21 protein-coding genes are annotated in these 24,824 nt (G+C 50.7%); 15 read left to right on the forward strand and 6 right to left on the reverse strand.

Annotated elements, in window-relative coordinates; genetic code table 11:
* Positions 1–16: 16 nt before the first annotated feature.
* Positions 17–1,108, reverse strand: a complete 1,092-nt coding sequence (locus tag RJD28_05310) for a glycerol dehydrogenase (GenBank protein WNV58922.1) — start codon at positions 1,106–1,108, stop codon at positions 17–19.
* 487 nt (positions 1,109–1,595) lie between these two features.
* On the opposite strand from RJD28_05310, the gene RJD28_05315 reads away from it, so the two are divergent.
* A complete protein-coding gene (locus tag RJD28_05315; GenBank protein WNV58923.1) occupies positions 1,596–2,933 on the forward strand; it encodes a hypothetical protein in 1,338 nt (445 codons plus the stop codon).
* Positions 2,934–3,752: 819 nt separating this feature from the next.
* On the opposite strand, the gene RJD28_05320 is transcribed toward RJD28_05315, so the two are convergent.
* From RJD28_05320 to RJD28_05330, 3 genes are all read right to left on the reverse strand, one after another.
* Entirely contained in the window at positions 3,753–5,060 is a 1,308-nt protein-coding gene (locus RJD28_05320) for an acetyl-CoA hydrolase/transferase C-terminal domain-containing protein (protein WNV58924.1), read from the reverse strand.
* A 127-nt stretch (positions 5,061–5,187) separates the two neighbouring features.
* Positions 5,188–6,636 (reverse strand): 4-hydroxyphenylacetate 3-hydroxylase family protein, encoded by a 1,449-nt coding sequence (locus tag RJD28_05325; GenBank protein WNV58925.1) that lies wholly within the window; start codon positions 6,634–6,636, stop codon positions 5,188–5,190.
* Positions 6,637–6,861: 225 nt separating this feature from the next.
* A complete protein-coding gene (locus RJD28_05330) occupies positions 6,862–8,307 on the reverse strand; it encodes a sigma 54-interacting transcriptional regulator (GenBank protein ID WNV58926.1) in 1,446 nt (481 codons plus the stop codon).
* Positions 8,308–8,573: 266 nt separating this feature from the next.
* Here RJD28_05330 and RJD28_05335 point away from each other — a divergent pair, with 266 nt between their 5' ends.
* The 9 genes from RJD28_05335 (at position 8,574) to RJD28_05375 (ending at position 17,858) form a co-directional block, all read left to right on the forward strand.
* Complete coding sequence (locus tag RJD28_05335; GenBank protein ID WNV58927.1) at positions 8,574–8,858, forward strand: NifU family protein; 285 nt, start codon at positions 8,574–8,576, stop codon at positions 8,856–8,858.
* Between the two features lie 5 nt (positions 8,859–8,863).
* Entirely contained in the window at positions 8,864–9,301 is a 438-nt protein-coding gene (locus RJD28_05340) for a hypothetical protein (protein WNV58928.1), read from the forward strand.
* A 66-nt stretch (positions 9,302–9,367) separates the two neighbouring features.
* Entirely contained in the window at positions 9,368–10,507 is a 1,140-nt protein-coding gene (locus RJD28_05345; GenBank protein ID WNV58929.1) for an acyl-CoA dehydrogenase, read from the forward strand.
* A gap of 23 nt (positions 10,508–10,530) precedes the next feature.
* Positions 10,531–11,313: an electron transfer flavoprotein subunit beta/FixA family protein gene (locus RJD28_05350; protein ID WNV58930.1), complete on the forward strand. Its 783-nt coding sequence runs from the start codon at positions 10,531–10,533 to the stop codon at positions 11,311–11,313.
* Between the two features lie 20 nt (positions 11,314–11,333).
* A complete protein-coding gene (locus RJD28_05355; GenBank protein ID WNV58931.1) occupies positions 11,334–12,380 on the forward strand; it encodes an electron transfer flavoprotein subunit alpha/FixB family protein in 1,047 nt (348 codons plus the stop codon).
* 314 nt (positions 12,381–12,694) lie between these two features.
* A complete protein-coding gene (locus tag RJD28_05360; protein WNV58932.1) occupies positions 12,695–13,897 on the forward strand; it encodes a hypothetical protein in 1,203 nt (400 codons plus the stop codon).
* Positions 13,898–13,974: 77 nt separating this feature from the next.
* Entirely contained in the window at positions 13,975–15,474 is a 1,500-nt protein-coding gene (gene glpK / locus RJD28_05365) for a glycerol kinase GlpK (protein ID WNV58933.1), read from the forward strand.
* 77 nt (positions 15,475–15,551) lie between these two features.
* The gene (locus RJD28_05370; protein ID WNV58934.1) at positions 15,552–16,925 is read left to right on the forward strand and encodes an MATE family efflux transporter; all 1,374 of its coding nucleotides are present in this window, start codon (positions 15,552–15,554) and stop codon (positions 16,923–16,925) included.
* 96 nt (positions 16,926–17,021) lie between these two features.
* Positions 17,022–17,858 carry an Mrp/NBP35 family ATP-binding protein gene (locus RJD28_05375; protein ID WNV58935.1) on the forward strand — a complete coding sequence of 279 codons (837 nt, stop codon included), beginning with the start codon at positions 17,022–17,024 and terminating at the stop codon, positions 17,856–17,858.
* Positions 17,859–18,048: 190 nt separating this feature from the next.
* Here the strand turns inward: RJD28_05375 and RJD28_05380 are convergent, their stop codons facing one another.
* Complete coding sequence (locus tag RJD28_05380) at positions 18,049–18,411, reverse strand: hypothetical protein (GenBank protein ID WNV58936.1); 363 nt, start codon at positions 18,409–18,411, stop codon at positions 18,049–18,051.
* A 259-nt stretch (positions 18,412–18,670) separates the two neighbouring features.
* Here RJD28_05380 and RJD28_05385 point away from each other — a divergent pair, with 259 nt between their 5' ends.
* From RJD28_05385 to RJD28_05405, 5 genes are all read left to right on the forward strand, one after another.
* Entirely contained in the window at positions 18,671–20,038 is a 1,368-nt protein-coding gene (locus tag RJD28_05385; GenBank protein ID WNV58937.1) for a putative DNA modification/repair radical SAM protein, read from the forward strand.
* 175 nt (positions 20,039–20,213) lie between these two features.
* Positions 20,214–21,005, forward strand: a complete 792-nt coding sequence (locus RJD28_05390; GenBank protein WNV58938.1) for a TIGR03915 family putative DNA repair protein — start codon at positions 20,214–20,216, stop codon at positions 21,003–21,005.
* Positions 21,006–21,114: 109 nt separating this feature from the next.
* On the forward strand, positions 21,115–21,342 hold the full coding sequence (locus RJD28_05395; protein ID WNV58939.1) for an HPr family phosphocarrier protein: 228 nt from the start codon (positions 21,115–21,117) through the stop codon (positions 21,340–21,342).
* 138 nt (positions 21,343–21,480) lie between these two features.
* Positions 21,481–22,629 carry a hypothetical protein gene (locus RJD28_05400; GenBank protein ID WNV58940.1) on the forward strand — a complete coding sequence of 383 codons (1,149 nt, stop codon included), beginning with the start codon at positions 21,481–21,483 and terminating at the stop codon, positions 22,627–22,629.
* A 13-nt stretch (positions 22,630–22,642) separates the two neighbouring features.
* Entirely contained in the window at positions 22,643–23,854 is a 1,212-nt protein-coding gene (locus tag RJD28_05405; GenBank protein WNV58941.1) for an ATP-dependent DNA helicase, read from the forward strand.
* On the opposite strand, the gene RJD28_05410 is transcribed toward RJD28_05405, so the two are convergent.
* Positions 23,838–24,713 carry a LysR family transcriptional regulator gene (locus tag RJD28_05410; GenBank protein WNV58942.1) on the reverse strand — a complete coding sequence of 292 codons (876 nt, stop codon included), beginning with the start codon at positions 24,711–24,713 and terminating at the stop codon, positions 23,838–23,840. The genes RJD28_05405 and RJD28_05410 overlap by 17 nt on opposite strands.
* Between the last annotated feature and the right edge of the window lie 111 nt (positions 24,714–24,824).

Here is a 24,824-nt window from a genome sequence, read left to right on the forward strand (position 1 = left end):
TGTCGGTTCTTTTTTGTTAAGCGCGGGCTCTTCCGATCTCGTCTACTTTATAGATAGCAGCCACTACGTCTTCTTCGGTTACAGGGAACGGAAGGTTCTTGGTGGACTGGGTTCTCACGCAGGCAGCTGCAGCAACAGCCTTGATCTCCTCGTCGATGACATTGGTGATGCCAAGGTCAGCAAGTTTGGTGGGAAGACCAATGGTCTTGCAGAAGTTGAATACCTGGTCGAACTCTTCGGCAGGTGCTTTCTCCAGAACAAGCTGGCAGAGGGTACCATAAGCAACCTTTTCACCATGGAGCATGCCATGTGCCTGGGGAACCTGTGCGAATCCATCGTTGATGGCGTGAGCTGCAGCCAGTCCGCCGCTCTCGAATCCAACACCGCTTAACAGGATGTCTGCCTCTGCGATATCCTCAACAGCTTCGGTAGCTTCTCCCTTCTTTACATCCTCAAATGCCTGTACACCGCTCTTCATCAGCAGATCAAAGCAAAGCTTTGCCATAGCGATGGCTGTGTTCGGGGCGGTGCCGCGGCAGTAGTTGCGGGCACCGGATGCCTTGCAGGCTCTTGCTTCAAAATAAGTAGAAAGAGCATCGCCCATGCCGGATACGAAGAGACGTACCGGGGAGCTTGCGATGATGGCGGTATCTACGATAACCACATCGGGATTTCTCTTTCCATAGATAACTTTGCAGACCACACCCTGATCGTTGTATACAACGGAAAGGCCGCTGCACGGTGCATCGTTGGATGCGATGGTGGGAACAACAATGACGGTCACATCCAGACGGACAGCAACTGCCTTACCGGTATCGATGGCTTTGCCGCCGCCCACAGCGATGACGCTGTTGCATTCTGCCTCTTTGCCGATCTTCATCAGACGGTCGATCTCTTCCAGAGAGCATTCGCCGCCGAAGGTCTCAAATACGCACTCATATCCGGCTTCTTCCAGAGAAGTCTTGATCTCTTCGCCGTGTTCTGCCTGGTTTCTCTTACTGATGATCACAAGGAATTTGGTGCCCATGTTTTTTACATGTGTTCCGATATTTTTCAGTTCTCCCGCAGCCTGGATGTATTTGCCAGGTGCCTTCATTACTTTTGCCATAAAATACTCCGCCTTTCTTTCTCTTGGATCGGATGGGATACCATCCACGGACTGCCTGTAAAAGGCTTTTCCTGTTATGATTAAATAGCAAAACATATGCCAACATAAGAATATACCTGGGAAATAGTGGAAGTAAGGACAAAAATAATAGATGCAAAATTGCAACACAAATCAAAAATGCAACAAATGTGAACACGGGAAAAGAGCTGATAAAATAAAGGAAATCTATTGAAAAAATAAAAAAAGTATAAAAATCATAGAAAAACACGTTGCAGTTATGCAACTGAAATGAAAACAGAAATTTCTGATTATAAACAAAAACTAAAACCCAGTTTATAAAGGCTTAAGAAATGGCGCGTTTGCGCATTTTTTAACAAATCGGAAAATTTTTGCAGAAAGTTGAGAAAATCTTTCGGTTGGCACCACCTTTGCTATATATATAGATAGCAAAGCTCATAAACAATAACTTATAAGGAGGAGAATATTTATGGCTATGAAAAGAGAGTACGGCGCGGAGCAGCCTTATATCCCTGCCGGGATATTTAAGATCCGTATTCCGTTCGTACATTACAGATGGGAGATTTCCGAGTGCTTGCAGGCTATTCTGATGTGTGCAACATGTCTTGGAGCTATCCCTACTCTGCAGGAGGTTATGGGTGTTGACTACAACGTTGCTTGGTCCATGGTTATCATCAACGGTTTCTTCTATTCCATGCACTCCCTGCTGGGTGACCCGGTGGTTCCTGGTTGGATCACACCGTCTATCCCGCTGACAACTGCGTTCCTGACCATGTATGAGATGGGCGTTGAAAGAAATCAGCATCTGATTGCTCTGCAGTTAGAGGTTGGTATTATCTTCCTGGTTATGGGTATCACTGGTCTGGCTGAGAAAGTTATCAACTGGATCCCTGCTTCTCTGAAAGCTGGTATTCTGGTAGGTGCTGGTATCTCCGCTATCGCTGGTGAGTTCAAAGAGGGCGGAAGATTTAACCTGTATCCGATCACTGTTGGTGTTGGTTCACTGGTTGCTTACTTCCTGCTGTTCTCTGCAATGTTCAAGAAATGGATGTTCAAGTATAAATGGGCTAAGATGCTTGGTAACTTCGGAATGCTTCCGGCTATCATCCTTGCCGTTATCATTGGACCTGTGACAGGAGAGCTTCCTGCTCCGAACCTGGTACTTGGTTCTATCATCAAGATTCCGGATTTCGGTGCTATCATCAATGCACTGTCTCCTCTTGGACCGACAGGCTTCCCGGGAGTCAGCGTATTCCTTACCTGTATCCCGACAGCTATCTCCATTTACATTATCGCATTCGGTGACTTCGTATCTTCCAAGGCTCTGATCGATGAGGCACATGAGGTACGTCAGGACGAGTACATTGACTTCAATGCTAACCGTTCCAACCTGATTTGCGCACTGAGAAATATTGTTCAGTCCTTTATCGCTCCTTACGTTGCAATGTGCGGACCTCTGTGGGCAGCAGTTACAGCAGCAGTTGCAGAGCGTTATAAGAAGGGTAGAGAAGAGATGGATTCCATCTTCTCCGGAGTTGGTACTTTCCGTTGGATGACCTTCATCTGTGTAGCATTAGTTCCGGTAGCTTCCTTCGTACAGCCGATCCTTCCGGCAGCCCTTTCCCTTACACTTATCGTTCAGGGTTATGTATGCGGCCGTATCGGTGTAGATGAGATGAAGACACCTGAGGATAAGGCAATCGGTATCGTAGTTGCTTCTATCCTGTACCTGAAGGGTTCTGCTTGGGGCCTTGCAGTAGGTATCATCCTGTACGTTCTGGTTTGCCTTGGTGGCGAAGAGAAATAATTTTCAGGACACAATATTGAAAGTGTTTATGAGCCGTATTTGTATGGATACAGTCCATAAGAAATACATAATTTGTTAGTTAGGTAATCATGCATGTATTATAAATAACTGGCAATGCTGGAAAAAGGGTCGCCCCTGTGTGGGAGCGGCTCTTTTTTTGCACCTTAATCAACCGGAAGAGGGCAGAGCTTTTTATAGGTGAGGCAGAATGGAAAGTGCATGGAAAGCGCAGCAGCGACAGAGAGAACGTTGCTCTGGAGAGCGTGTTGCCCTGAAAAGGGTTGTCCTGGTGGGAAGAATAATGCGGTAGGGAAGGCTGTGTTATGGGGAGTATGCAGCGGAAGCGAGGTTGAAAATATCCTCTGGCTGGGAATGAGGGGGGGTAGGTAAAGGCAGATGGAGGCAGATGGAAGCGGAGAAAATGGATGGTAACTGTAGGCGAAGGGGATAGAAATAGATGAAAAAATGAGGATCGTGTTATATCTGACACGTTGTTGACATGGGAAATTTAAAAATGACACATGCCTGTAACTGCGTATATAAAGAAATCAGAGATAATATGTATCAGACATGGAAGAGTACATGTAGATATATAAAATAGAAATAAAGAGAAATTAGAAGGTGTACAGGTGATATATATAAGACGTACAGGAGGTGTATAAAAGATACACAGAAGATGCATGAAGGGCACAGGAAAGAGAGGATAAAAAAGAATGCCGGGGGATGGCAGAAGACAGAGGATGATCTAAAAGACAATGCAAAAGGGGCAGGATCCTGAAAATCCTGCCCCAATCAAAAATTCTTGAAAGGATGAAAATATTAATATTTCTCAGCGAATCTCTTCTCGAACTCAACTGCAAGGTCATCTCTGAACTGCGGAGCAGCCAGGCCGATGAGCTGACGAGCTCTTTCTCTCAGGGTTCTGCCCTTCATCTTGGCAATACCATACTCGGTTACGATGTAATCAACATCACATCTGGATGTGGTAACCGGGGATCCCTCTGTCAGGAACGGAACGATCTTAGAGATTGTGCCGCCTTTAGCGGTAGCCGGGAATGCAAGGATTGCACGGCCGCCCTTGGAATAAGCAGCGCCACGGATGAAGTCAACCTGTCCGCCGATGCCGGAGAACTGCTTCAGGCCCATAGCCTCTGCGCAAACCTGACCCTGTAAATCAACCTGCAGGGCAGCGTTGATGGATACCATATTGTCGTTCTGGCCGATAACCATCGGGTTATTTACGAAGTCTACAGGCATCATCTCGATAACCGGGTTGTCATCTGCAAACTCATACAGCTTCTGGGTTCCCATCAGGAAGGTGATAACCATCTTGTCTTTGTGGAAGTTCTTTGCCTTACAGGTGATAATGCCTTTCTCGTACAGATCTACCACGCCATCGGATACCATCTCTGAATGGATACCAAGATCTTTCTTGCCGCCAAGGAAGGTAAGAACAGCATCCGGAATAGAGCCGATGCCTAACTGTAAGCAGTCGCCGTCTTTGATCAGGGAAGCAACCTTCTCACCGATGGCTTTCTCGGTGTCACCAATCTTTGCGATCGGGAGTGCCGGGATCGGAGCGTCATCCTCAACGATAACGTCGATGTTGTCTACATGGATAAAGTTGTCGCCCATTGCACGGGGCATATTCGGGTTAACAACAGCGACCACCTTGGTCTTCGGGCACTCTGCAGCCGGCTTTGTATAGTCACAGGAAGTACCGAAGCTGCAGAAACCGTTCTTATCCGGTTTGGATACGGTACAGAACAGAACGTCTGCTGCGTAGTCGGTTGTAAATAACTCGGGTACCTGATAGAAGAAGCAGGGAGTGAAGTTACCGCGTCCGCTGTTTACCACGTCTCTGGTGGATCCGCCAAGAAAGACAGGATTTACATCGAAATGTTTTTCCATGCCGGGCTCGCCATATTTGCCGTGGCCCATAGCTACCATCTGATGGATCTTGATGTCGTGAAGATCAGCAGCTACAGCATAGTCAACCATTTTGTCGATCAGTGCTACCGGCTCACCAACTGCATGTGCGATGATGACCGTATCTCCGGATTTTACAACTTTTGCTGCTTCATCCATAGAAGTAAGTTTAGAAGCGTAAGTTTCTTTCCAACCCATTTTAAATATCCTCCTTAAGAATGTAAAATGATTTATTGAGAAAATTCTCTCTAATTTAAAACTTTGTGGGACAGAAGCCTGCCCCACAAAGCCTAAATTGCCTTAACAGCCAATATATGCTTGTTAATTATTCGCTGATCTTAGCGATTGCTTTAGCAAGCTCTTTCTTCATAGCGATGTTGCCCTGACGGGAGATCATGATTCTCTGTGCCTGCGGGGATCCAGCGCCGTGCATGGACTCTGTTCTGTAACCAACAGCAGCAGTACCAAGAGTTAAGTTCTCAACCAGTCTCAGAGCACGCAGTCTGTTCTCTGTGGAAACAGAAGCAACGCCTCTGAAGTATTTCTCAACCAGCGGTCCAGTTACCTCGCCCTTAAGGTCTTTCTCGGACGGAGCAGTAACCATAAGTCCACCAGCGATATCCTCAGCCAGACGAGCGATCTCGTAAGGGAATCTGGTTACGTTCTGCTTACAAACGTTAGCAAGTAACAGGTCGATCAGGTAGTTACCAGACTCGGTAGGTTTGCCCTCTGCGGAGCAAGCGATACCACAGCAGTACAGGGTCTCATTCAGGTGAGTCATCTCGATGAGCTTATCTTTGATATGAGAAGCCTTCTGAGCGCCGTTGTAGTCTGCGCAAAGAGCAGCAGCACCGATCAGGACATCGCCTACACCAACTTTACATCCGCCATAGGACTGTCTGTGGTAACCAGCGAATCTCTCAACGAGCATACCAGCGAACTCATTCTCACCAGCCATGAAGATTCTGTCGTTCGGAACGAATACGTTATCGAATACAACCAGAGCCTCAACGCCACCGAACTCGGAGTTACCTGTATCCATCGGAGCGCCCTCAAGTTTTCTTGTATCGCAGGACTGACGGCCGATGATCATTGTGATGCCCTCAGCATCTGTCGGTACTGCGAAGGATACTGCGTAATCCTTGTCATCAGGACCCATAGCGATGGTAGGCATTACGATAACTTCCTGAGAGTTGATGATACCGGTCTGGTGAGCCTTAGCACCCTTAACTACGATACCGTCTGCTCTTCTCTCAACGATATGCAGATACAGATCAGGATCAGCCTGAGCGTGCGGAGCAAGTCCTCTGTCACCCTTAGGGTCTGTCATAGCGCCGTCAACGGTTAAGTCAGCGTCCTGAACATATTTAACGAATTTCTTGAAGTTCTCATGATAATGTGTGCCATACTTCTTGTCGATCTCATAAGTTGTGGACCACTCAGCGTTGAAAGCGTCCATACCTACGCATCTCTGGAAACAGGCAGCTGTCTTCTGACCGCAAAGTCTCTGCATTTTAACTTTGTTTACCAGGTCAGTAGCGTTTCTGTGGATGTTTGTGAAACGGTTAACCTTTCTTCCGTCATCAAGAGTAACGGTCATCAGGTCTTCGTACTCGGGCATCTGAGCTAAATCATATGTAGCCTTTACGGAGTTCAAAGAGGGACGTAAAATCGGGTTGTCAACCACGTTCTCAACCTTCTCACCAAACATGTAAACGTTCAGTTTCATTTTACGCATGCTTTCTACATACTGTTCTCCTGTCATTAATGCCATAATTCTCATCCTTCCTTTTCTTTTAGAATTTTTATGGATTGTTTAGTAAAAGTACATATCGTACTCTTTCTAATCTTTTAATACAGCAAATCGCGTGCCAAAGTTGTCTGAATTGTAAAAAGCGTGATATTCAGGGATTTTGTATTTTGTCACATTTGTATAAATGAAACAGATACGGCCATGTTGCAAAAATGCATTGCACATTCGCAACATGGCCGTTCGACATTATTTTTCCAGATCAATCATATATTTCTTTCGTTTCCGCACAAAGGTGGAGGGATCCATTCCCAGGCTTTCCGCGGCATCCCGGACGTTGCCGTACTTCTCATAGGCGAGACTGATGTACTCCAGCTCGATCTGCTCGATCATTTTCTTCAGGTTCGTTGTCTCCGTGGGCAGCTTCGTGTGGATCACCGGTTTTTTCTCCTGCTGGATAAACGGCAGATCCTCGGAGGTGATATGGTCGTCGTTGCTGATGATCATGGCCCGCTCGACGATATTTTTCAGTTCCCGGATATTGCCGGGCCAGTTGTAACTCTGGATGAACTGCAGTGCCAGGGGTGTGAACACTTTCTGGAAGCTGTACTTCTTATTAAATGTAGTCATAAAAAGATCCAGCAGCGGCAGAATATCGTCCGGACGCTCCCGCAGGGGCGGAATCGTGATGGGAAATACCATGAGGCGGTAGTACAGATCCTCTCGGAACGTCTTGTCGGCCACCATCTCTTCCAGATTCCGGTTGGTAGCGGCAATGACCCGGACGTCCACCTTGATGGGGGATGTGCCGCCGATGCGCTCGATTTCCTGCTCCTGGAGGACACGCAGCAGCTTTACCTGCATATCCAGTGGAAGCTCGCCGATCTCGTCCAGGAAGATGGTGCCTTTGTCTGCCACCTCAAACAGACCGATTTTTCCATTGCGGTTTGCACCGGTGAAGGCACCCTTCTCGTAACCGAACAGTTCGCTCTCCACCAGACTGGGGGAAATGGCGCCACAGTTCACTTTGATGAAGGGTTTGTCTTTGCGGGAACTGTTCTGATAAATATATTTGGCGAACATTTCTTTGCCGACGCCGGTTTCTCCGAAGAGGATAACGGTGGTATCCAGTGCGGCTACCTTGTTGGCCAGGTGGAGCACAGCAAGGGAGTTCTCGTCCACACATACCAGATCTTCAGAGGTGTGGCTGAGCTTTTCCCGGATGCTTTCCAGTTCATCCGGGTTGCGGGGAGAGCGCATCTTACTGCGGGCGACCTCTTCCTTCAGATTGTAAATCTCTGTCAGATCCCGGACATTGGTGACAACCATGGTAATATTGTCTTCTTTGTCAAAGACAGGGGAACTGGTGATCAGTGCCTTCTTGCCGGTCTTGAACTGCTGATGCAGGGTAACCGGGTGGCGCTTCTGAATGGCCAAAAGAGAACCGGACACGGAAATAATGTTCTGTTTCATCAGATCCCGCATATTACAGCCTATGACTTCCGAACGCTTCAGCCCGGTGATCAGCTCATAGGCCTTGTTGACCTTGATCGTATTTGCATCACCATCAGTAATATAAATTCCATCAAAAGAGTTCTCGATGACCGCATCCAGCTTGTCATTGGCCTCCTGTAGATTATGAAAAATATTCAGCGTAGTAGGTTTGTTGTTATCTGAAATGGTGGGGGTACTCAAAAGGTGTTTCCTCCTATTATATTTAGATACCGGGACCATACCGGAAACGCGATGCGTTTGCGCAGGAGTAATACACAGGTATCTTTTTTATGGTAAATCATAAAGATTTTATTATATTTATAGTACCATGTTTAAACGCTGAAAACAACGATTGTTTGCAGGTTTGCAACGATTTTTACAGGCATTTTTTGTGAAAAAATTGACGTTTATGGCATGAAATTTGCTCTATATTAGTTACAGTGGAGTATGTGGAGGTGAGAGTAATTATGGAAATGATCGATAAGATTGAAAAATTATTAGATGAGAAGGTTCGCCCTTCCCTGCATGCCCATGGCGGCGATGTGGTCATCAAAAGCTATGAGGACGGCGTACTGAAGGTGAAGATGATCGGAAAATGTTCCGGATGTCCTTCCGCCCATGCAACCAACGAGGAGCTGATTTCCGCAGAGGTAAGAGACGCATTCCCGGAAGTGGAGGATGTCATCCTTGTGGAAGAGGTCAGCCAGGATCTGATCGACATGGCTTACAAAATTTTAAATCACGAGGTATAACACGAATGAAGGTGGGAATCAAGTATTGCGGCGGCTGTAATCCGAGATATGACCGGGTGGCTGCAGTAAACCAGCTGAAAAGGGAGTTCCCGCAGGTGGAATTCGTGTCAGCCTCCGGGAATCCGGACTGTGATATCGTGTTCGTTGTGTGCGGCTGCTTTGCGGCGTGTGCCGATCGGACAGGCCTTCAGGCGAAGGATGAGATGATCACAGTGTGGCAGCTGTCAGATGTGGACAAGGCAAGACAGAAGTTAAGGTCTGTCTGTCCGGACTGGCAGGAGGTGACATTAGAGGATTCTGCACTGTCGGCGGGCATCACCCAGACAGAGGAAGCCAAGGCTGCATGGGAGGTTCAGAAGGAATCCCTGGCCCGGGCGGACAAGGCAGAACAGGAAGAGGCGGCACGCTGGATGCGTATGGTAATGCCGCTGTCCGGCAAATAACGAATCAGGCAAGAGGGCATCCATGCCCTCCTGTTGATGATATTTTTAAGTATGGAGGAGTAAAAAATGGATTTCGTATTAAGCAAAGAGCACGAAATGGCGAGAACTCTGTTCAGAGATTTCGCACAGGCAGAAGTGAAACCTCTGGCACAGGAGGTTGATGAAACTGAGCATTTCCCTTGGGATACCGTAAGAAAGATGCAGAAGCTTGGCTTCATGGGAATCCCGATGCCGAAGGAGTACGGCGGACAGGGCTGCGACAGCCTGACATACGCAATGTGCGTAGAGGAGCTGTCCAAGGTTTGCGGAACGACAGGCGTAATCGTATCTGCACACACATCCCTCTGCTGCGAGCCTATCCGTAAATGGGGCACACCGGAGCAGAAGGCAAAATACCTGACCCCTCTGGCAAGCGGCGAGAAGATCGGTGCATTCGGTCTTACAGAGCCCGGTGCAGGAACAGATGCTTCCGGCCAGCAGACAAAGGCAGTACTTGACGGAGACCACTATGTACTGAACGGCTCCAAGATCTTCATCACCAACGGTGGAGCAGCAGATACATATGTAGTATTCGCAATGACAGATAAATCTCTGGGCAACCATGGAATCTCCGCATTTATCGTAGAGAAAGATTTCCCGGGCTTCTCCATTGGAACAAAAGAGAAGAAGATGGGTATCCGTGGATCGTCCACAACAGAGCTTATTTTCCAGGATTGTATCGTACCGAAGGAGAACCTTCTTGGTAAAGAGGGACAGGGCTTCGTAATCGCAATGACCACACTGGACGGCGGCCGTATCGGAATTGCCAGCCAGGCACTGGGACTTGCACAGGGAGCACTGGACAACACCATCGCATACGTAAAAGAGAGAAAGCAGTTCGGCCGTGCACTGGCTAAATTCCAGAACACCCAATTCCAGCTGGCAGACATGCACACAAAGGTAGAGGCTGCAAGACTTCTGGTATACAAGGCTGCAAGAGCAAAAGACACCCAGAAGAAGTATTCCCTGGAAGCAGCAATGGCTAAACTTTACGCTGCAGAGGTAGCAATGGAAGTAACCACAAAGGCAGTACAGCTGCACGGTGGATACGGCTACACAAGAGAGTACGATGTAGAGAGAATGATGAGAGACGCGAAGATCACCGAGATCTACGAGGGAACATCTGAAGTACAGCGTATGGTAATCAGCGGAAGCATTCTGAAATAATAGGTAAAAGGAGAATAAGTTCAATGAAAGTAGTTGTTTGCATAAAGCAGGTACCCGACACAAAGGGCGGGGTTGAGTTTAATCCCGATGGAACACTTAACAGAGCAGCTATGCTTGCAATCATGAATCCGGATGACAAAGCCGGCCTTGAGGCAGCACTGAGATTAAAAGACCAGTACGGCGCAGAGGTTACCGTAGTAACCATGGGACTTCCGAAGGCAGAGGATGTACTTCGTGAGGCACTGGCAATGGGCGCAGACAATGCGATCCTTGTAACAGACAGAGTACTGGGCGGAGCAGATACATGGGCAACATCCCAGACACTGGCAGGAGCTATCAGAAACCTGGACTACGATCTGATCATCACAGGCCGTCAGGCAATCGACGGAGATACCGCACAGGTAGGCCCGCAGCTTTCCGAGCACCTTGGAATCCCGGTAATTTCCTATACCCAGGAGCTGAAGGTAGAGGGAGACAGCGTAATCGTAAAGAGACAGTATGATGACAGATATCACATGCTGAAAGCAAAAATGCCGTGCCTGCTGACAGCACTGGCAGAGTTAAACGAGCCTCGTTATATGACACCGGGCGGAATCTTCGAAGCATGCGCAAAGGAGATCACTGTTTGGGGAAGAAAAGACCTGAAGGACGTAGAGGATTCCAACCTTGGACTGAAGGGATCCCCGACCCAGATCGCAAAAGCATCTGACAAAGTCAGAAAGGGCAAAGGCGAGACAGTAAATCTTGATGTAGCAGAGTCTGTAGATTACATCATGAACAAGCTTCAGGAAAAGCATATTATCTAATTTAAAACGAGGTGAGAAATATGAATATCGAAGAATATAAGGGAGTATATGTGTTTGCCCAGCAGGTAGACGGAGTAGTAGGGGGCATCGCATTTGAGCTGGTCGGCGAGGCAAAGAAGCTTGCAAAAGACCTGAATGAGGAAGTAACCGCAATTCTGATCGGTTCCGACATCAAGGGACAGGCAGATGAGCTTGGCGCATACGGCGCAGACAGAGTCATCGTAGTAGATGATCCGGCACTGAAGGATTACCGTACAGAGCCTTATACACATGCAATGGCATCCGTGATCAAGAAATACAAACCTGAGATCGTGCTGATCGGTGCAACCGCAATCGGCCGTGACTTAGGTCCCCGTCTTGCTGCAAGAATCCACACCGGACTGACAGCAGACTGCACAAAGCTTGACATCGGCGATTTCCCGCTGAACCCGGTACCGGGCAAAGAGCAGAAGCACAACCAGCTGCTGATGACCCGTCCTGCATTCGGTGGAAACACCATCGCAACCATCGCTTGCCCGGATTTCCGTCCGCAGATGGCAACGGTTCGTCCTGGCGTTATGCAGAAGCTTCCGAAGGATCCTTCTCATAAGGCAATCGTAGAAGAGTACAATCCTGGATTCGAGGAGAACTCCAACTACGTAGAGATCCTTGAGATCGTAAAGGCAGTCAGCGATGTTGTAGATATCATGGACGCAAAGATCCTGGTATCCGGCGGCCGTGGCGTAGGAAGCCCGGAGAACTTTGCAATCCTGCAGGATCTGGCAGATGTGATTGGCGGAACCGTAAGCTGCTCCCGTGCAGTCGTAGATGCAGGCTGGAAGCCGAAGGATCTGCAGGTAGGCCAGACAGGTAAGACTGTACGCCCGAACCTGTACTTTGCAATCGGTATTTCCGGAGCAATCCAGCACCTGGCTGGTATGGAAGAGTCTGACGTGATCATCGCGATCAACAAGGACGAGACCGCTCCGATCTTCGACGTAGCAGACTACGGCGTTGTAGGCGACCTGAACAAGATCGTTCCGCTGCTGACAGAGAAGCTGAAAGAGTACATGGCTGCTAAGAACTAATCAGGAAGAAATAACGATATCGGAAGATATCATGTGTAAGCGCGAGATAGAGAAAGAGGCTTTCGGGAGATCGAAGAGGTTTCCCGGGAGCCTCTTTTGTAAACTATAAAATTTCTCGAAGGTAAATGATATTATTTCTATATACAACGATAAACATAGTAAAAACGACCTAAAAACAGTCAGTGATTGCGAATTAGTAAATAAAATAATTTCTATATACTATCATATTGTGTCTTTACAGAAAAAGGTCGAAAATCCACAGGAAATGTGGTAAAATGGCAGATATACACCATGGATCCGGAGGAAAACAGGGAATGAATAAGAAAACAAAAGGGAAAAGAACAGCGGTTGCAGTGGTAGCTGTCGTTGGTTTACTGTTCGGTATCTGCGGAACGGTACAGTCGTTTCGAACGAGTGCACGACTGGAGGCAGAAGTGGCATTGCTGACAGAACAGCTGCAGGAGAAGGAGACGAAGATCGCAGCGCTGGAAGCGCGGACGGCGGATCATCTGGATGCCTATCTTCCCAGGAGCTTATATGTGGCAGTGGGACGGACCCTGGAGCTGTACAACGATCAGGTAGCTTTTTCCGGTGACCGGCATGACTATTCTTTTAACTGGGTATGTGATATCGGACGGAACCTGGAACGGAAGTTTGCCGTGACCGGGGATGCGGATAGTCTGGGAGAGCATACGCTGACACTTACCATATATAATGACCAGCTGGAGCCGGTGTGGGAGCAGGAGACGGTGCTGGAAGTGGTGGAAGATCGGATCCGGGAGAATGTACATATTTTAAATATCGGAGACAGCCTTTCAGACAGCACACCATGGTATGAAGAGGTGACACGGCTTTCTGATGGAAGGGTAACCTTTGTGGGAACCCGGGGCAGTAAGAATGCCATGCATGAAGGACGCAGTGGTTTTTCTATTTGTGATTATCTGACGGAGACGGATTATCCTTACGCCGGGGAGGGCGTGCACGGTTTTTACAATCCGGCCACAGGTGGATTTGATTTTTCTTATTATAAAGAGACCACCGGCGTGCACCCGGATGTGGTGCAGATTTTTCTGGGCAAGAACGGCATGAGCCTGGACAGCAAGCCGGGCATCGACTGGCTGAAAGAGATGGTGGACAATATCCGTGAGACAGAGCCGGATATACCGATCTATCTCGTACAGACCATTTATATGGGAGATCAGAACGGCATCGGTGGAGAGACAGACGGGAAGGGACGCTCTGCGCTGAACGGTTATTACAAAGCAGAAGAAGATGAGAAGGTGTTCCTCTGGACGAAGGCCATGGACGAAGCGTTCGGGGAGATGGAGCAGGTGTACCTGATTCCGGCAGCGCTGACCTTTGACAGTGCCTATAATTTCCGGGCGGGCATCGAGAAGGTGAATGCCAGAAGCTCCCGGACGGAGGCGGTGCTGGAGGAAGGTATGCATCCCAACAAAGAGGGATATCTGCAGATCGCGGACAGCATTTTTAGTGTATATTGCGGAACGATGCGATAAACCGTATTGAAAAAATGCCAGGGATGGCGTTACGTGTGCAGCAGGACTGTGAAAAAGAAGGAAAGGGGTATGGTTTTATGGCTGGATATATTATGGCGCTGGATGCGGGGACGACCAGCAACCGGTGCATTCTATTTAATGAAAAAGGGGAAATGTGCAGTGTGGCGCAGAAGGAGTTTACCCAGTATTTTCCGAAACCGGGCTGGGTAGAGCATGATGCCGGGGAGATCTGGTCCACCCAGCTGGGCGTGGCCGTGGAGGCCATGTCGAAGATCGGGGCTTCCTCCCGGGACATTGCGGCCATCGGCATCACAAATCAGCGGGAGACGGCCGTCGTGTGGGATAAAAAGACCGGGGAGCCGGTGTACAACGCCATTGTCTGGCAGTGCCGCAGAACGTCGGAATACTGCGATTCCCTGAAAGACCAGGGGCTCACCGAGTGGTTCCGGGAGAAGACAGGGCTGATCATTGACGCTTATTTTTCGGGAACGAAGATCAAATGGATTCTGGATCATGTGGAGGGCGCCAGAGAGCGGGCCGACCGCGGGGAACTGCTGTTTGGAACGGTGGAGACGTGGCTTATCTGGAAGCTGACCAAGGGCCGCGTGCATGTGACGGACTATTCCAATGCATCCCGAACGCTGCTGTTTAATATCAAAACACTGACCTGGGATCAGGAGATTCTGGATCTTCTGGACATTCCGGCCTCCATGCTGCCTACGCCGGTGCCGTCCAGTGAATTGTACGGCATGGCGGATGCAGCTTATTTTGGCGGAGAGATTCCCATCGGTGGTGCGGCCGGGGATCAGCAGGCAGCGCTGTTCGGCCAGACGTGTTTTACCCCGGGAGAAGCGAAAAATACGTATGGAACGGGCTGCTTTCTGCTGATGAACACGGGAGAAAAGCCGGTGTATTCCCATAACGGACTGGTGACCACCATTGCCTGGGGACTGGACGGCAAGGTCAATTATGCCCTGGAGGGCTCGATTTTTGTGGGCGGCGCGGCCATCCAGTGGCTGCGGGATGAGATGCGCCTCATCGATTCGGCGGCGGATTCCGAATACATGGCGGGAAAGGTGCCGGATACCAACGGCTGCTATGTGGTGCCGGCCTTTACCGGGCTGGGAGCGCCTCACTGGGATCAGTATGCCAGAGGCACCATTGTGGGCATCACCCGCGGTGTGAACAAATATCATATCATCCGGGCAACGCTGGAATCCATTGCCTATCAGGTGTGCGACGTCATCCGGGCCATGGAGGCGGATGCGGGGATATCCCTGTCTGCACTGAAGGTAGACGGCGGCGCCAGTGCCAACAATTTCCTTATGCAGACCCAGGCAGATATGATCCAGGCGCCGGTGCTGCGGCCCTGCTGCGTGGAGACGACAGCCATGGGGGCTGCGTATCTGGCGGGCCTTGCTGTGGGATACTGGAAAAACAAAGAGGATGTGCGGACCAACTGGCAGATCGACAGAACCTTTGAACCGCTGGCGGCGCCGGAAGAGGCACAGCGGAAGATGAAAGGCTGGGAACGGGCTGTGCGGCAGGCCTACGGCTGGGCCAAAGAAGAAATATAAAATTCCTGCATCAAATTTTGGGGTGAGAAAAACGGTGTGGGAAAATGATGAAAATGAAAAAGATGGAGAGTTGAAAAATGTTGACAGAGACAAGAGGTTTTGCCAGCGTGGCAGAGCGGAATGCCTTCTATAAAAAGGCGGCGTCGCTCATTTTGCCAATGGCGCTGCAGAACCTGATCAATGTGGGGGTGACGGCCACAGATATTATCCTGCTGGGCAAAGTGGGCGAGACGGTATTGTCCGGCGCGTCCCTGGCCGGGCAGATCCAGTTTATCATGACGCTGATTTTTTTCGGGGTGACCTCCGGGGCCTCGGTGCTGATCGCCCAGTACTGGGGCAAAAAAGATGTGGATGCCATTGAGAAGGTCATGGGCATTGCCCTGAAAATCGCAGTGGTGACGGGAGCCCTGTTTACGGCGGCTGCCCTGTTTTTTTCGGGATATCTCATGCGCATTTATACGGCGGAACCTGCGGTCATTGCGGAAGGGGTCAAATATCTGCGCATTGTGGGGATTTCCTATCTTTTTAATGCGGTCAGCATGGTGTATCTGAACCTGATCCGCAGCGTTGAGCGGGTCATTATTTCCACGGTTGTGTACGCGCTGTCCCTTGCACTGAATTTTATCATTGACGTGATCCTGATTTTCGGCTATCTGGGATTTGCCCCCATGGGCGTAAAGGGGGCCGCCATCGGCACATTGATTGCCCGGATCCTGGAGTTTGTCATCATGGTCATCTATGCCGTGTGGATGAATGACACGGTGAAGATCCGGTTACGCTATTGTCTACACATGGATCCGGTGCTGCTGGGAGATTTTTTCAAATATGCACTGCCGGTCACCTTCAATGAAATGGCGTGGGGTGTTGCGTTTTCCATGAATGCGGCCATCATCGGCCATCTGGGCAGCGCGGCGGTAGCGGCCAATTCAGTGGCCCAGGTGGTGCGGCAGCTGGCCATGGTGATCTCCTTTGGGGTATCCTCGGCGGCGGCCATCATGGTAGGCAAGGCCATCGGCGAGGCGGATTCTGCCAGTGCAGTGCTGTATGCGGAAAAACTGCGGACAGTCAGTGTGGTGTGCGGCGTGGTCGGTGCGGGTCTGGTACTGCTCCTCCGGCCTTTCGTCATCAGTCAGATGACATTATCTGCGCTGGCGGCAGATTATCTGTATCATATGATTGGCGTGATGGCGGTTTATCTCATGCTGCAGTCCCACAATACGCTGGTGATCGTGGGCGTCCTGCGGGGCGGCGGCGATACCCGGTACGGACTGCTGGTGGATGCCCTGAGCATGTGGTGTTATTCCATTCCGCTTGGTTTTATCGGCGCCTTTGTGCTGAAACTGGACACAAAAATCGTCTATATGATGCTGATGAGCGATGAGCTGTTGAAGCTGCCGTTCTGCATTGCCAGGTTCAGAAGCCGGAAATGGGTGAGGGATGTGACCAGGTGATAAATTTATTCGCAGGGGAAAGCATTGGAAAATTCCATAAAGTGTGGTAGAATACGGGTAATGTCCGGTGAAATGCCGGAGAAGGAGGATTTTAGAATGGAGAGAAGCTGCAGTAATACAGAATGTTCCAAAGAAAGCTGTGCAGGATGTCCCAGCAGCCAGCAGGGGCAGCAGGCCACCAGTTTTCTTGTGCCGGGCAATCCGCTGTCTTCTGTGAAGAAGGTCATCGGCGTTGTCAGCGGAAAAGGAGGCGTTGGCAAGTCCCTGGTGACAGCGCTTCTTGCAGATACCATGGCAGAGCAGGGTTTTCAGGTCGGTATCATGGATGCGGACATCACAGGGCCGTCCATGCCGCAGATGTTTGGCATTCATCAGAAGGCGGAAGGAAACCAGGATGGTATTTTCCCGGCAGTGACCAAAAACGGCATCCGTCTGATATCTATCAATCTTCTGATGGAGGATGAGGAGGCCCCTGTTGTCTGGAGAGGCCCGGTCATCGCCAATGTGGTAAAACAGTTCTGGTCCGAGGTGCTCTGGGGCGATCTGGACTACCTGTTCGTGGATATGCCGCCGGGAACCGGCGATGTACCGCTGACGGTGTTCCAGTCCCTGCCGGTAGACGGCATCGTGGTCGTAACTTCGCCGCAGGATCTTGTAAAGATGATCGTAAATAAAGCTCTGAATATGGCGAAAATGATGAATGTTCCGGTGCTTGGCATTTTTGAAAACTATAGCTATGTAAAATGTCCGGATTGCGGAAAGAAAATCGAAATTTTCGGAAAGAGCCAGGTCAAAGAGACTGCTGAAGAAAATGGCATCAAGCTGTTAGGTCAGATCCCCATCGATACGAGCTTTGCAAAGCTGGCGGATGAGGGACGCTTCGAAGACGCTGACACAAGTTACGTGCATGGAGCGGTAGAAGTGCTTGTTTAGTCATGGCTGTCGTGTACCGCATGGGAAGACTTCCCGGAGGCAAATAGAAATTTCAAGAAAAAGCATAGACATTGTCAGAAATGAAATGTTGCAGAGGCTGTGATAGAAATATCCGGCCTCTTTTTTGTGGCGTGTCTGCCGGTTCCTTCCTTCACCGGCGGTATTCGCTGTCGGCTACATACAGGAAGGATTAACCGGTCTGTGCTTCCAGCTTTTCCACACGGGTCTCCAGATTAGATAATTTTTTGATAAAAAGAATCTGGTTGTCGTACTCCAGCTTGGCAGCCTTGAAAAAAGACATCTGCTCCTTGATCTCATCAATATCCTTTTCGCATAGAACAATCTCATCGTACAGTTCGCTCTTCGCATCTTCAATAGCTTCTTTCAAGTCATCCTTTGTGGCAAAGTTCGAAAGCTTGTCATTGAATTCTGCCTTCACTTCATCAATAGATGCTCGGAGGTCATCCTTTGTAGCAAAATTGACAATATCCTCCTTTGTTGCCATATGATCCAGCTTATGTACGATCTGTAACAGTAAATCGTGGTCCGTCATTTTATCACCTCCTCCTCGTGACTGCTTATATTCTATCACCGGACCGGGCGGGTTTCAAGGTACTACCGTTCGACAATATATGACAGCGTTTTGCCGGTTAAGACGGAATTACAGGATATTTTCTTTTATGCGCCTTTTGTAAGCAGATTTCATCTTGCAGTTTTTTATTTTTCATCTTGTCAAAATGGAGGACGTGTGTTATATTATGAAAACAAACATATGTTCGAAAGAAACGAAAAGGAAAGGGAGGTCAGCGGATATGGGAAGTGGATCTTCAACGGGGAAGCGGTATTCTGCCTGCACATCTGTCACAAAAGAACGTTCGCTGTATGAGAAGCTGCACATTCTGGCGGATGCGGCCAAGTATGATGTGGCCTGTACCTCCAGCGGCGTGACCCGGCGCGGGAACGGGCAGGGGATAGGGAACTGTACAGCCGCCGGGATCTGTCACAGCTTCAGTGCGGATGGCAGATGCATTTCCCTTCTGAAGGTACTGTTTACGAATGAATGTATTTATTACTGCCGATATTGTCAGAACCGGGCGGACAATGATATCCCGCGAGCATCCTTTACCCCCGAGGAGCTCTGCCGCCTGACGATGGAGTTTTACCGGAGGAATTATATCGAAGGGCTGTTTTTGAGCTCCGGGATCCTGAAGAACCCCACCTATACGATGGAACTGATTTACGAGGCGATCCGCAGGCTCCGGCAGGAGTATCACTTTCGGGGCTATATCCATGTGAAGGCCATACCGGGGGCGGACGCCGGTCTTGTGGAACGGCTGGGGTATCTGGCAGACAGGATGAGTGTGAATTTGGAACTGCCGACGGCAGGCGGTCTGCGGGCACTGGCGCCCAATAAGACGAGAGACATGATCTTAAAACCCATGCGGCAGATCCAGAACGGTGTGGAGAATAACCGGGAGGAGATCGTATTGTACCGGCATGCGCCGCGGTTCGTGCCGGCAGGCCAGAGTACGCAGATGATCATCGGGGCGACCACGGAGACGGACTATCAGATTGTGAAGGTGGCAGAGGCGCTGTACCGGGGATTTGCATTGAAGCGGGTGTTTTATTCTGCGTATATGCCGGTGTATCAGGAGGAGCAGCTGCCGATGGCACCGGGCGGAGGCTCTCTTCTGCGGGAGCACCGTCTGTACCAGGCAGACTGGCTGATGCGGTTTTACGGCTTTGAAGCCGGAGAACTGCTGACGGAGGACCGGCCCAATCTGGATGTGCGGCTGGATCCCAAGTGCGGGTGGGCCCTGCGGCATCTGGAGCTGTTTCCGCTGGAGGTGAACCGGGCGGCGTATGAGCTTCTTCTGCGGGTGCCGGGCGTGGGTGTGAAGTCTGCGCAGCGGATCGTGCAGGCGAGAAGGCATGGGACGCTGCGTTTTGAGGATCTGAAGAAGATGGGCGTTGTGCTGAAACGTGCGGGGTGGTTTCTGACCTGTCAGGGACGGACACTGCGGCCTCTGCGGCTGGACGAGACGTTTCTGACAGACTGTCTGGCGGAGAAGGGAAGTGCTGGGATGGATGCATCCGGAAATGCGGGCTTTCATCAGATGTCACTGTTTGAATTTCCGGGATTTACCCAGGAGCCAAACTGGAGGAGCGTGGCAGAGTGAGATCTTATATCCTGTGACAAATCGAAAGCAAACAGTATCTGCATGGAAAAGCGCAGGAGGAGAATGCTTTCGCTAGAGTGGAAATACCAGAAGAAAAGGGGCCGTAAGAAGCGGAAATCCGTGTGAAAAGAAAGGGCAGGTTCTGTGAAGATGAGAAGCGACGAGGGGGATGGCGATGAAGACGGTTTTATGCTGCGAGGACAGCCTGGAGGGAATCCTGTGCGGCGTGTATGAGGGATGGGCGGGAAAGTACGGACATGCATCGGTGGCACTTGCGCTGGGGAATCCCGGGCAGCAGGAATTGTTTGTACGCTACGTGCAGGTGCCAACGGAGACGGAACCTGCGCAGAAGGTGTATCGGACAGTTCTTCGGGTGATGGGGGAGGAAGCCTGCGAGCAGATGGAACTGGCGGCGATGTCGCACAGGGAAGATAAAGGGACTGCCATCTATCAGCTGATCGTCAGCGGTTTTCATATGGCACAGCCGGGCCGGGTGATGGAGGCGCTGACGCTGCCGGGGGTGCAGCGGGTGACGGAGCTGGCCGGAAGTGTCTGGAAGGAGGCACATCATCTGATGGGATTTGTGCGGTTTGCGGAGTCGAGGGAGGGAACGCTGGTGGCCTTCATGCAGCCGAAGGCGCAGCTGCTTCCGGTGCTGGCACCGCATTTTGCAGATCGACTGCCCGGGGAGAACTGGGTGATCGTGGATGTGGCTCATGGACAGCTGGCGGTGCATCAGCGGCAGACAAGCTGGGTGCTGCTGCGGGATGCCGCGCTGGCGGAACAGATGAAGGAGGTGTTTGCGGGGGAGGAACGACTGTCAGAGGAGGAGCTGCTGTTCGGGCAGCTATGGAAGGAATTCTGCAGCAGTATTGCCATTGCAGGGCGGAACAACCCGGCATTGCAGAATCAACTTCTTCCTGTGCGTTTTCGACCATTTATGATGGAATTCTGCGAAAAATATTGACAGAGAAGAAATCTGATGGCATAATATGCATCGTTGCGATTATATTGTGGAAAATATAACCGAATACGGAATGTTTTGGGGACTGTGGGGTATGAAAGGAGTTTTTTACATGAACGAACGCAGAATTAAACTTTCCGGGACGAAAGAGGTCAAAGAGTTTGTGAATACCGCAGGACTTTGTGACTTTGATGTGGATGTTTTTTACAATCATTTTGTAATTGATGCCAAATCCATCCTTGGTGTGCTCAGCTTGGATCTGAACCAGGTGCTGACGGTGAAATACCGGGGGAAAAACGCGGAATTTGAGGATTTACTGAATAAATACCAGGCATGCTGATCCGGCAGAGCCTGGAAATGAGTGGCCGACAGGAAGAAGCTGCGCAGAGGAAGCGCTGTTCTTTTTGTCGGCCATTTTTGACGAAAATTTTTCTTCATAGTATAATGGGCAGAGGAAAACGGGAAAGGAAGAACAGGGGTGGAACAGCGGCAGATGCGGGTTTCTGTGAGAAACCTTGTGGAATTTATTTTGCGGGAGGGCGATATTGACAACCGTCATGGCGGCCCAGGGGTGGATCAGGAAGCGATGCTGGCAGGCGGACGGATCCATCGGAAGATACAGGGTGGCAAGGGCAGCAATTATCAGGCAGAGGTTTCTCTGAAAGGGGTATTTCCACGAGAGGGATACGATCTGATCGTGGAAGGCCGGGCAGATGGGATTATGACGGAAGCGGACGGCACGGTGACGGTGGATGAGATCAAAGGGGTATACCGGGACATTCACCAGATGGAAAAGCCGGATAAGCTGCATCTGGCCCAGGCCAAATGCTATGCGTATCTGTACGGGGTACAGGAGAACCGGGAGCAGATGCGGGTGCAGATGACCTATGTGAATCTGGAGACGGAGGAGATCCGCTATTTCCGTGAAGATTTTTCGATGGAAGTGCTGGAACCGTGGATGCAGGCGCTGGCAGAGGCCTATGGGAAATGGACGGATTTCCAGATTGCCTGGGAGGAGACGCGAAATGCTTCTGCCCGGGCGCTGACATTCCCCTTTTCTTACCGCAAGGGCCAGCGGGAGCTGGCAGTATCGGTTTACCGGACCATCAGCCGGCGGAAGCGGTTGTTTATCCAGGCGCCTACGGGGGTGGGGAAGACCATGTCGGTGGTTTTTCCGGCGGTGAAGGCGTTTGGGGAAGGGCTGGGAGAGAAGCTTTTCTACCTGACGGCCCGGACGGTGACGGCCCAGGCGGCCAGAGATGCCTTTGCCATTTTGCAGAAGCAGGGCCTTCGGCTGAAGCGGGTGTTCCTGACGGCGAAGGAGAAGATTTGTCCCCTGGAGGAGCCCCAGTGTGACCCGGAACACTGTCCTTACGCCCGGGGACATTATGACCGGGTAAATGAGGCGGTGTATACATTTTTGCAAAATCAGGACTATGGCGGGCGGGAGGAGCTACTGGACTGGGCGGAGCAGTATCAGGTCTGCCCCTTTGCTTTCAGTCTGGATGTTTCTTCCTTTGCAGACGCGGTGGTGGGAGATTATAATTACGCCTTTTCTCCCACTGCCCGGCTGAAACGGTTTTTCGGCGAAGGGATGAAGGGGGATTACATTTTTTCTCATAGATGAGGCCCACAATCTGGTGGATCGTTCCCGGGAAATGTTCAGTGCGGCCCTTTGCAAGGAAGATTTTCTGGCGATGAAGAAGCTGGCGAAGCCGGTGAGCAGGAAGCTGGAACGGGCGCTGGAGCGGTGCAATCGGTACCTGCTGGAGCGCAAGCGGGAGTGTGAGGACTATGAAGTGCTGCGGGATATCACACCTTTTCTCACGGCGTTGCTTTCTCTGAACGGGATCCTGGAGCAGTTGCTGGAGGAAGAGCGGGCGGCGGATATCGCAGAGCCGCTGCGGGAGTTTTATTTTCAGGTCAACATCTTTTTGCATATGGCGGACCGGCTGGGAAGTGGCTATGTGATCTATACGGAACACGGGCAGGATGGTCGGTTCTGGATCCATGAATTTTGTATTGATCCTTCGGAAAATCTGCGGGAATGTCTGGATAAGGGGTGCGCGGCGGTGTTCTTTTCGGCAACGCTGCTGCCAGTGAATTATTATAAGAAGCTTTTGAGTGGGGAAACGACAGATTACGGGGTGTATATCCCGTCGCCCTTTGATGCCGGGAAGCGGCAGATTGTCATCGGACAGGATGTGAGCAGCCGGTATACAAGAAGGAATGAAATGGAATATCGCAGGATCGCCGACTATATTCAAAGGATCACCAGCCAGAAGAACGGCAATTATCTGGTGTTCTTTCCTTCTTATCAATATATGCAGCAGGTGTATGAATGCTTTCGGGAAGAGATGGGGGATCAGCCGGGGCTGCGCTGCCTGGTGCAGTCCGGACAGATGCGGGAATCTGACCGGGAGGCATTTCTGGAGGCTTTCCGGCAGAACCGGCAGGATCTGCTCCTGGGGTTTTGCGTCATGGGCGGGATTTTCTCGGAGGGAATTGATCTGCGGGAGGACAGCCTGATCGGCGCCATCATTGTGGGAACGGGGCTTCCCATGGTGTGCCGGGAACGGGAAATCTTGAAAAATTATTTTGAGGAGCGTCAGGAGGACGGGTTTGCCTTCGCCTATCTATATCCGGGGATGAACAAGGTGCAGCAGGCAGCCGGAAGAGTCATCCGCACGGAGCAGGATCAGGGGGTCATCGCCCTGTTGGATGACCGGTTCCTACAGCGCGTCTATCAGAGAACCTTCCCGGCAGAATGGCAGGAATATACCGTATGTACCCGGGAGACGGTTGCAGATGCGGTTCGCCGCTTCTGGGACGGAATCAGAAATAACGGATGAATTCCGCGGCGGCCTGGGGCAGGGGAATCTGCTCCTGATAGGCCAGAACGAGCTGCCTGCCGGGCAGTTCTTCCCGGATGTTCAGGCGGAACAGATCCTGGCTTTTGCCGTCCAGGAAGAAGTCCGGGACAAAGGCAATGCCGAGGCCGATGCTGGCCAGATCCAGCAGCAGGTCGTTGCTGCTCAGTTCGATCTCCGGCACCAGATCCAGCTGGTGCTGCTGAAACAGCTGATGCAGATATTCGCTGGTGGTGCTTTTTCGATCCAGCATCAGGATCGGGTAATTCTGCAGGTCTTTCAGTGACAGGGAGACATTCTCCAGATCGAAGAACCGGCGGCTGGCCACAAATACGTCTTGAAAGGTTCGCAGCGGTTTCCGGTGGACAAGATTGGTGAGCCGGGAATTGGGATAGTTGACGACGATGAGGTCGGCCTGCCCGTTTTCCAGCAGATCCACACAGCCGATGGAGGTGGAGTTGGTCACTTTGATATGGATGTTCGGGTGCTCCCGGTGGAAACGGCTCAGATAGGGAATGAGAAAATGCCGGCAGATGGTATCGCTGGCACCGATGCGCAGCTGTCCGCCGCTTAGGGGATTGGCGTCCAGCAGCTGGGATTCTCCGCGCATGATGAGATTCATGGCGGGTTCCACATGGCGCAGCAGGATCTCGCCCTCTGGTGTCAGCTGCACCTTCTTGGTACTGCGCAGGAACAGCTGTTTGCCCAGCTTTTTTTCCAGCACCTTGACGGACTGGCTGACGGCAGACTGGGAGATATACAGCTGCCGGGAGGCTTCGGAGAAGCTTAGGGTGGTTGCTACATAATAAAAGACCTTATATAATTCGTAATTGATATCCATGGGAGCTCCTTTGGGTTTGATGAATAGCCGTTTATGGCTGAACTAGGATAAAGTATACCATAAGTGTTACAGATTATGGTAAAATATATGCGAAAAAACAGACGCATGGCA

It is taken from the genome of Oscillospiraceae bacterium NTUH-002-81 (assembly GCA_032620915.1).
GTDB lineage: Bacteria > Bacillota > Clostridia > Lachnospirales > Lachnospiraceae > JAGTTR01.

Bases quoted from the DNA above. Each gene is read 5' to 3' on its own strand.
- RJD28_05345 (WNV58929.1), top strand. From the start codon at position 9,368: ATGGATTTCGTATTAAGCAAAGAGCACGAAATGGCGAGAACTCTGTTC.
- RJD28_05340 (WNV58928.1), top strand. From the start codon at position 8,864: ATGAAGGTGGGAATCAAGTATTGCGGCGGCTGTAATCCGAGATATGAC.
- glpK (WNV58933.1), top strand. From the start codon at position 13,975: ATGGCTGGATATATTATGGCGCTGGATGCGGGGACGACCAGCAACCGG.
- RJD28_05355 (WNV58931.1), top strand. From the start codon at position 11,334: ATGAATATCGAAGAATATAAGGGAGTATATGTGTTTGCCCAGCAGGTA.
- RJD28_05375 (WNV58935.1), top strand. From the start codon at position 17,022: ATGGAGAGAAGCTGCAGTAATACAGAATGTTCCAAAGAAAGCTGTGCA.
- RJD28_05335 (WNV58927.1), top strand. From the start codon at position 8,574: ATGGAAATGATCGATAAGATTGAAAAATTATTAGATGAGAAGGTTCGC.
- RJD28_05395 (WNV58939.1), top strand. From the start codon at position 21,115: ATGAACGAACGCAGAATTAAACTTTCCGGGACGAAAGAGGTCAAAGAG.
- RJD28_05410 (WNV58942.1), bottom strand. From the start codon at position 24,713: ATGGATATCAATTACGAATTATATAAGGTCTTTTATTATGTAGCAACC.
- RJD28_05385 (WNV58937.1), top strand. From the start codon at position 18,671: ATGGGAAGTGGATCTTCAACGGGGAAGCGGTATTCTGCCTGCACATCT.
- RJD28_05310 (WNV58922.1), bottom strand. From the start codon at position 1,108: ATGGCAAAAGTAATGAAGGCACCTGGCAAATACATCCAGGCTGCGGGA.
- RJD28_05390 (WNV58938.1), top strand. From the start codon at position 20,214: ATGAAGACGGTTTTATGCTGCGAGGACAGCCTGGAGGGAATCCTGTGC.
- RJD28_05380 (WNV58936.1), bottom strand. From the start codon at position 18,411: ATGACGGACCACGATTTACTGTTACAGATCGTACATAAGCTGGATCAT.
- RJD28_05370 (WNV58934.1), top strand. From the start codon at position 15,552: ATGTTGACAGAGACAAGAGGTTTTGCCAGCGTGGCAGAGCGGAATGCC.
- RJD28_05320 (WNV58924.1), bottom strand. From the start codon at position 5,060: ATGGGTTGGAAAGAAACTTACGCTTCTAAACTTACTTCTATGGATGAA.
- RJD28_05325 (WNV58925.1), bottom strand. From the start codon at position 6,636: ATGGCATTAATGACAGGAGAACAGTATGTAGAAAGCATGCGTAAAATG.
- RJD28_05360 (WNV58932.1), top strand. From the start codon at position 12,695: ATGAATAAGAAAACAAAAGGGAAAAGAACAGCGGTTGCAGTGGTAGCT.
- RJD28_05350 (WNV58930.1), top strand. From the start codon at position 10,531: ATGAAAGTAGTTGTTTGCATAAAGCAGGTACCCGACACAAAGGGCGGG.
- RJD28_05315 (WNV58923.1), top strand. From the start codon at position 1,596: ATGGCTATGAAAAGAGAGTACGGCGCGGAGCAGCCTTATATCCCTGCC.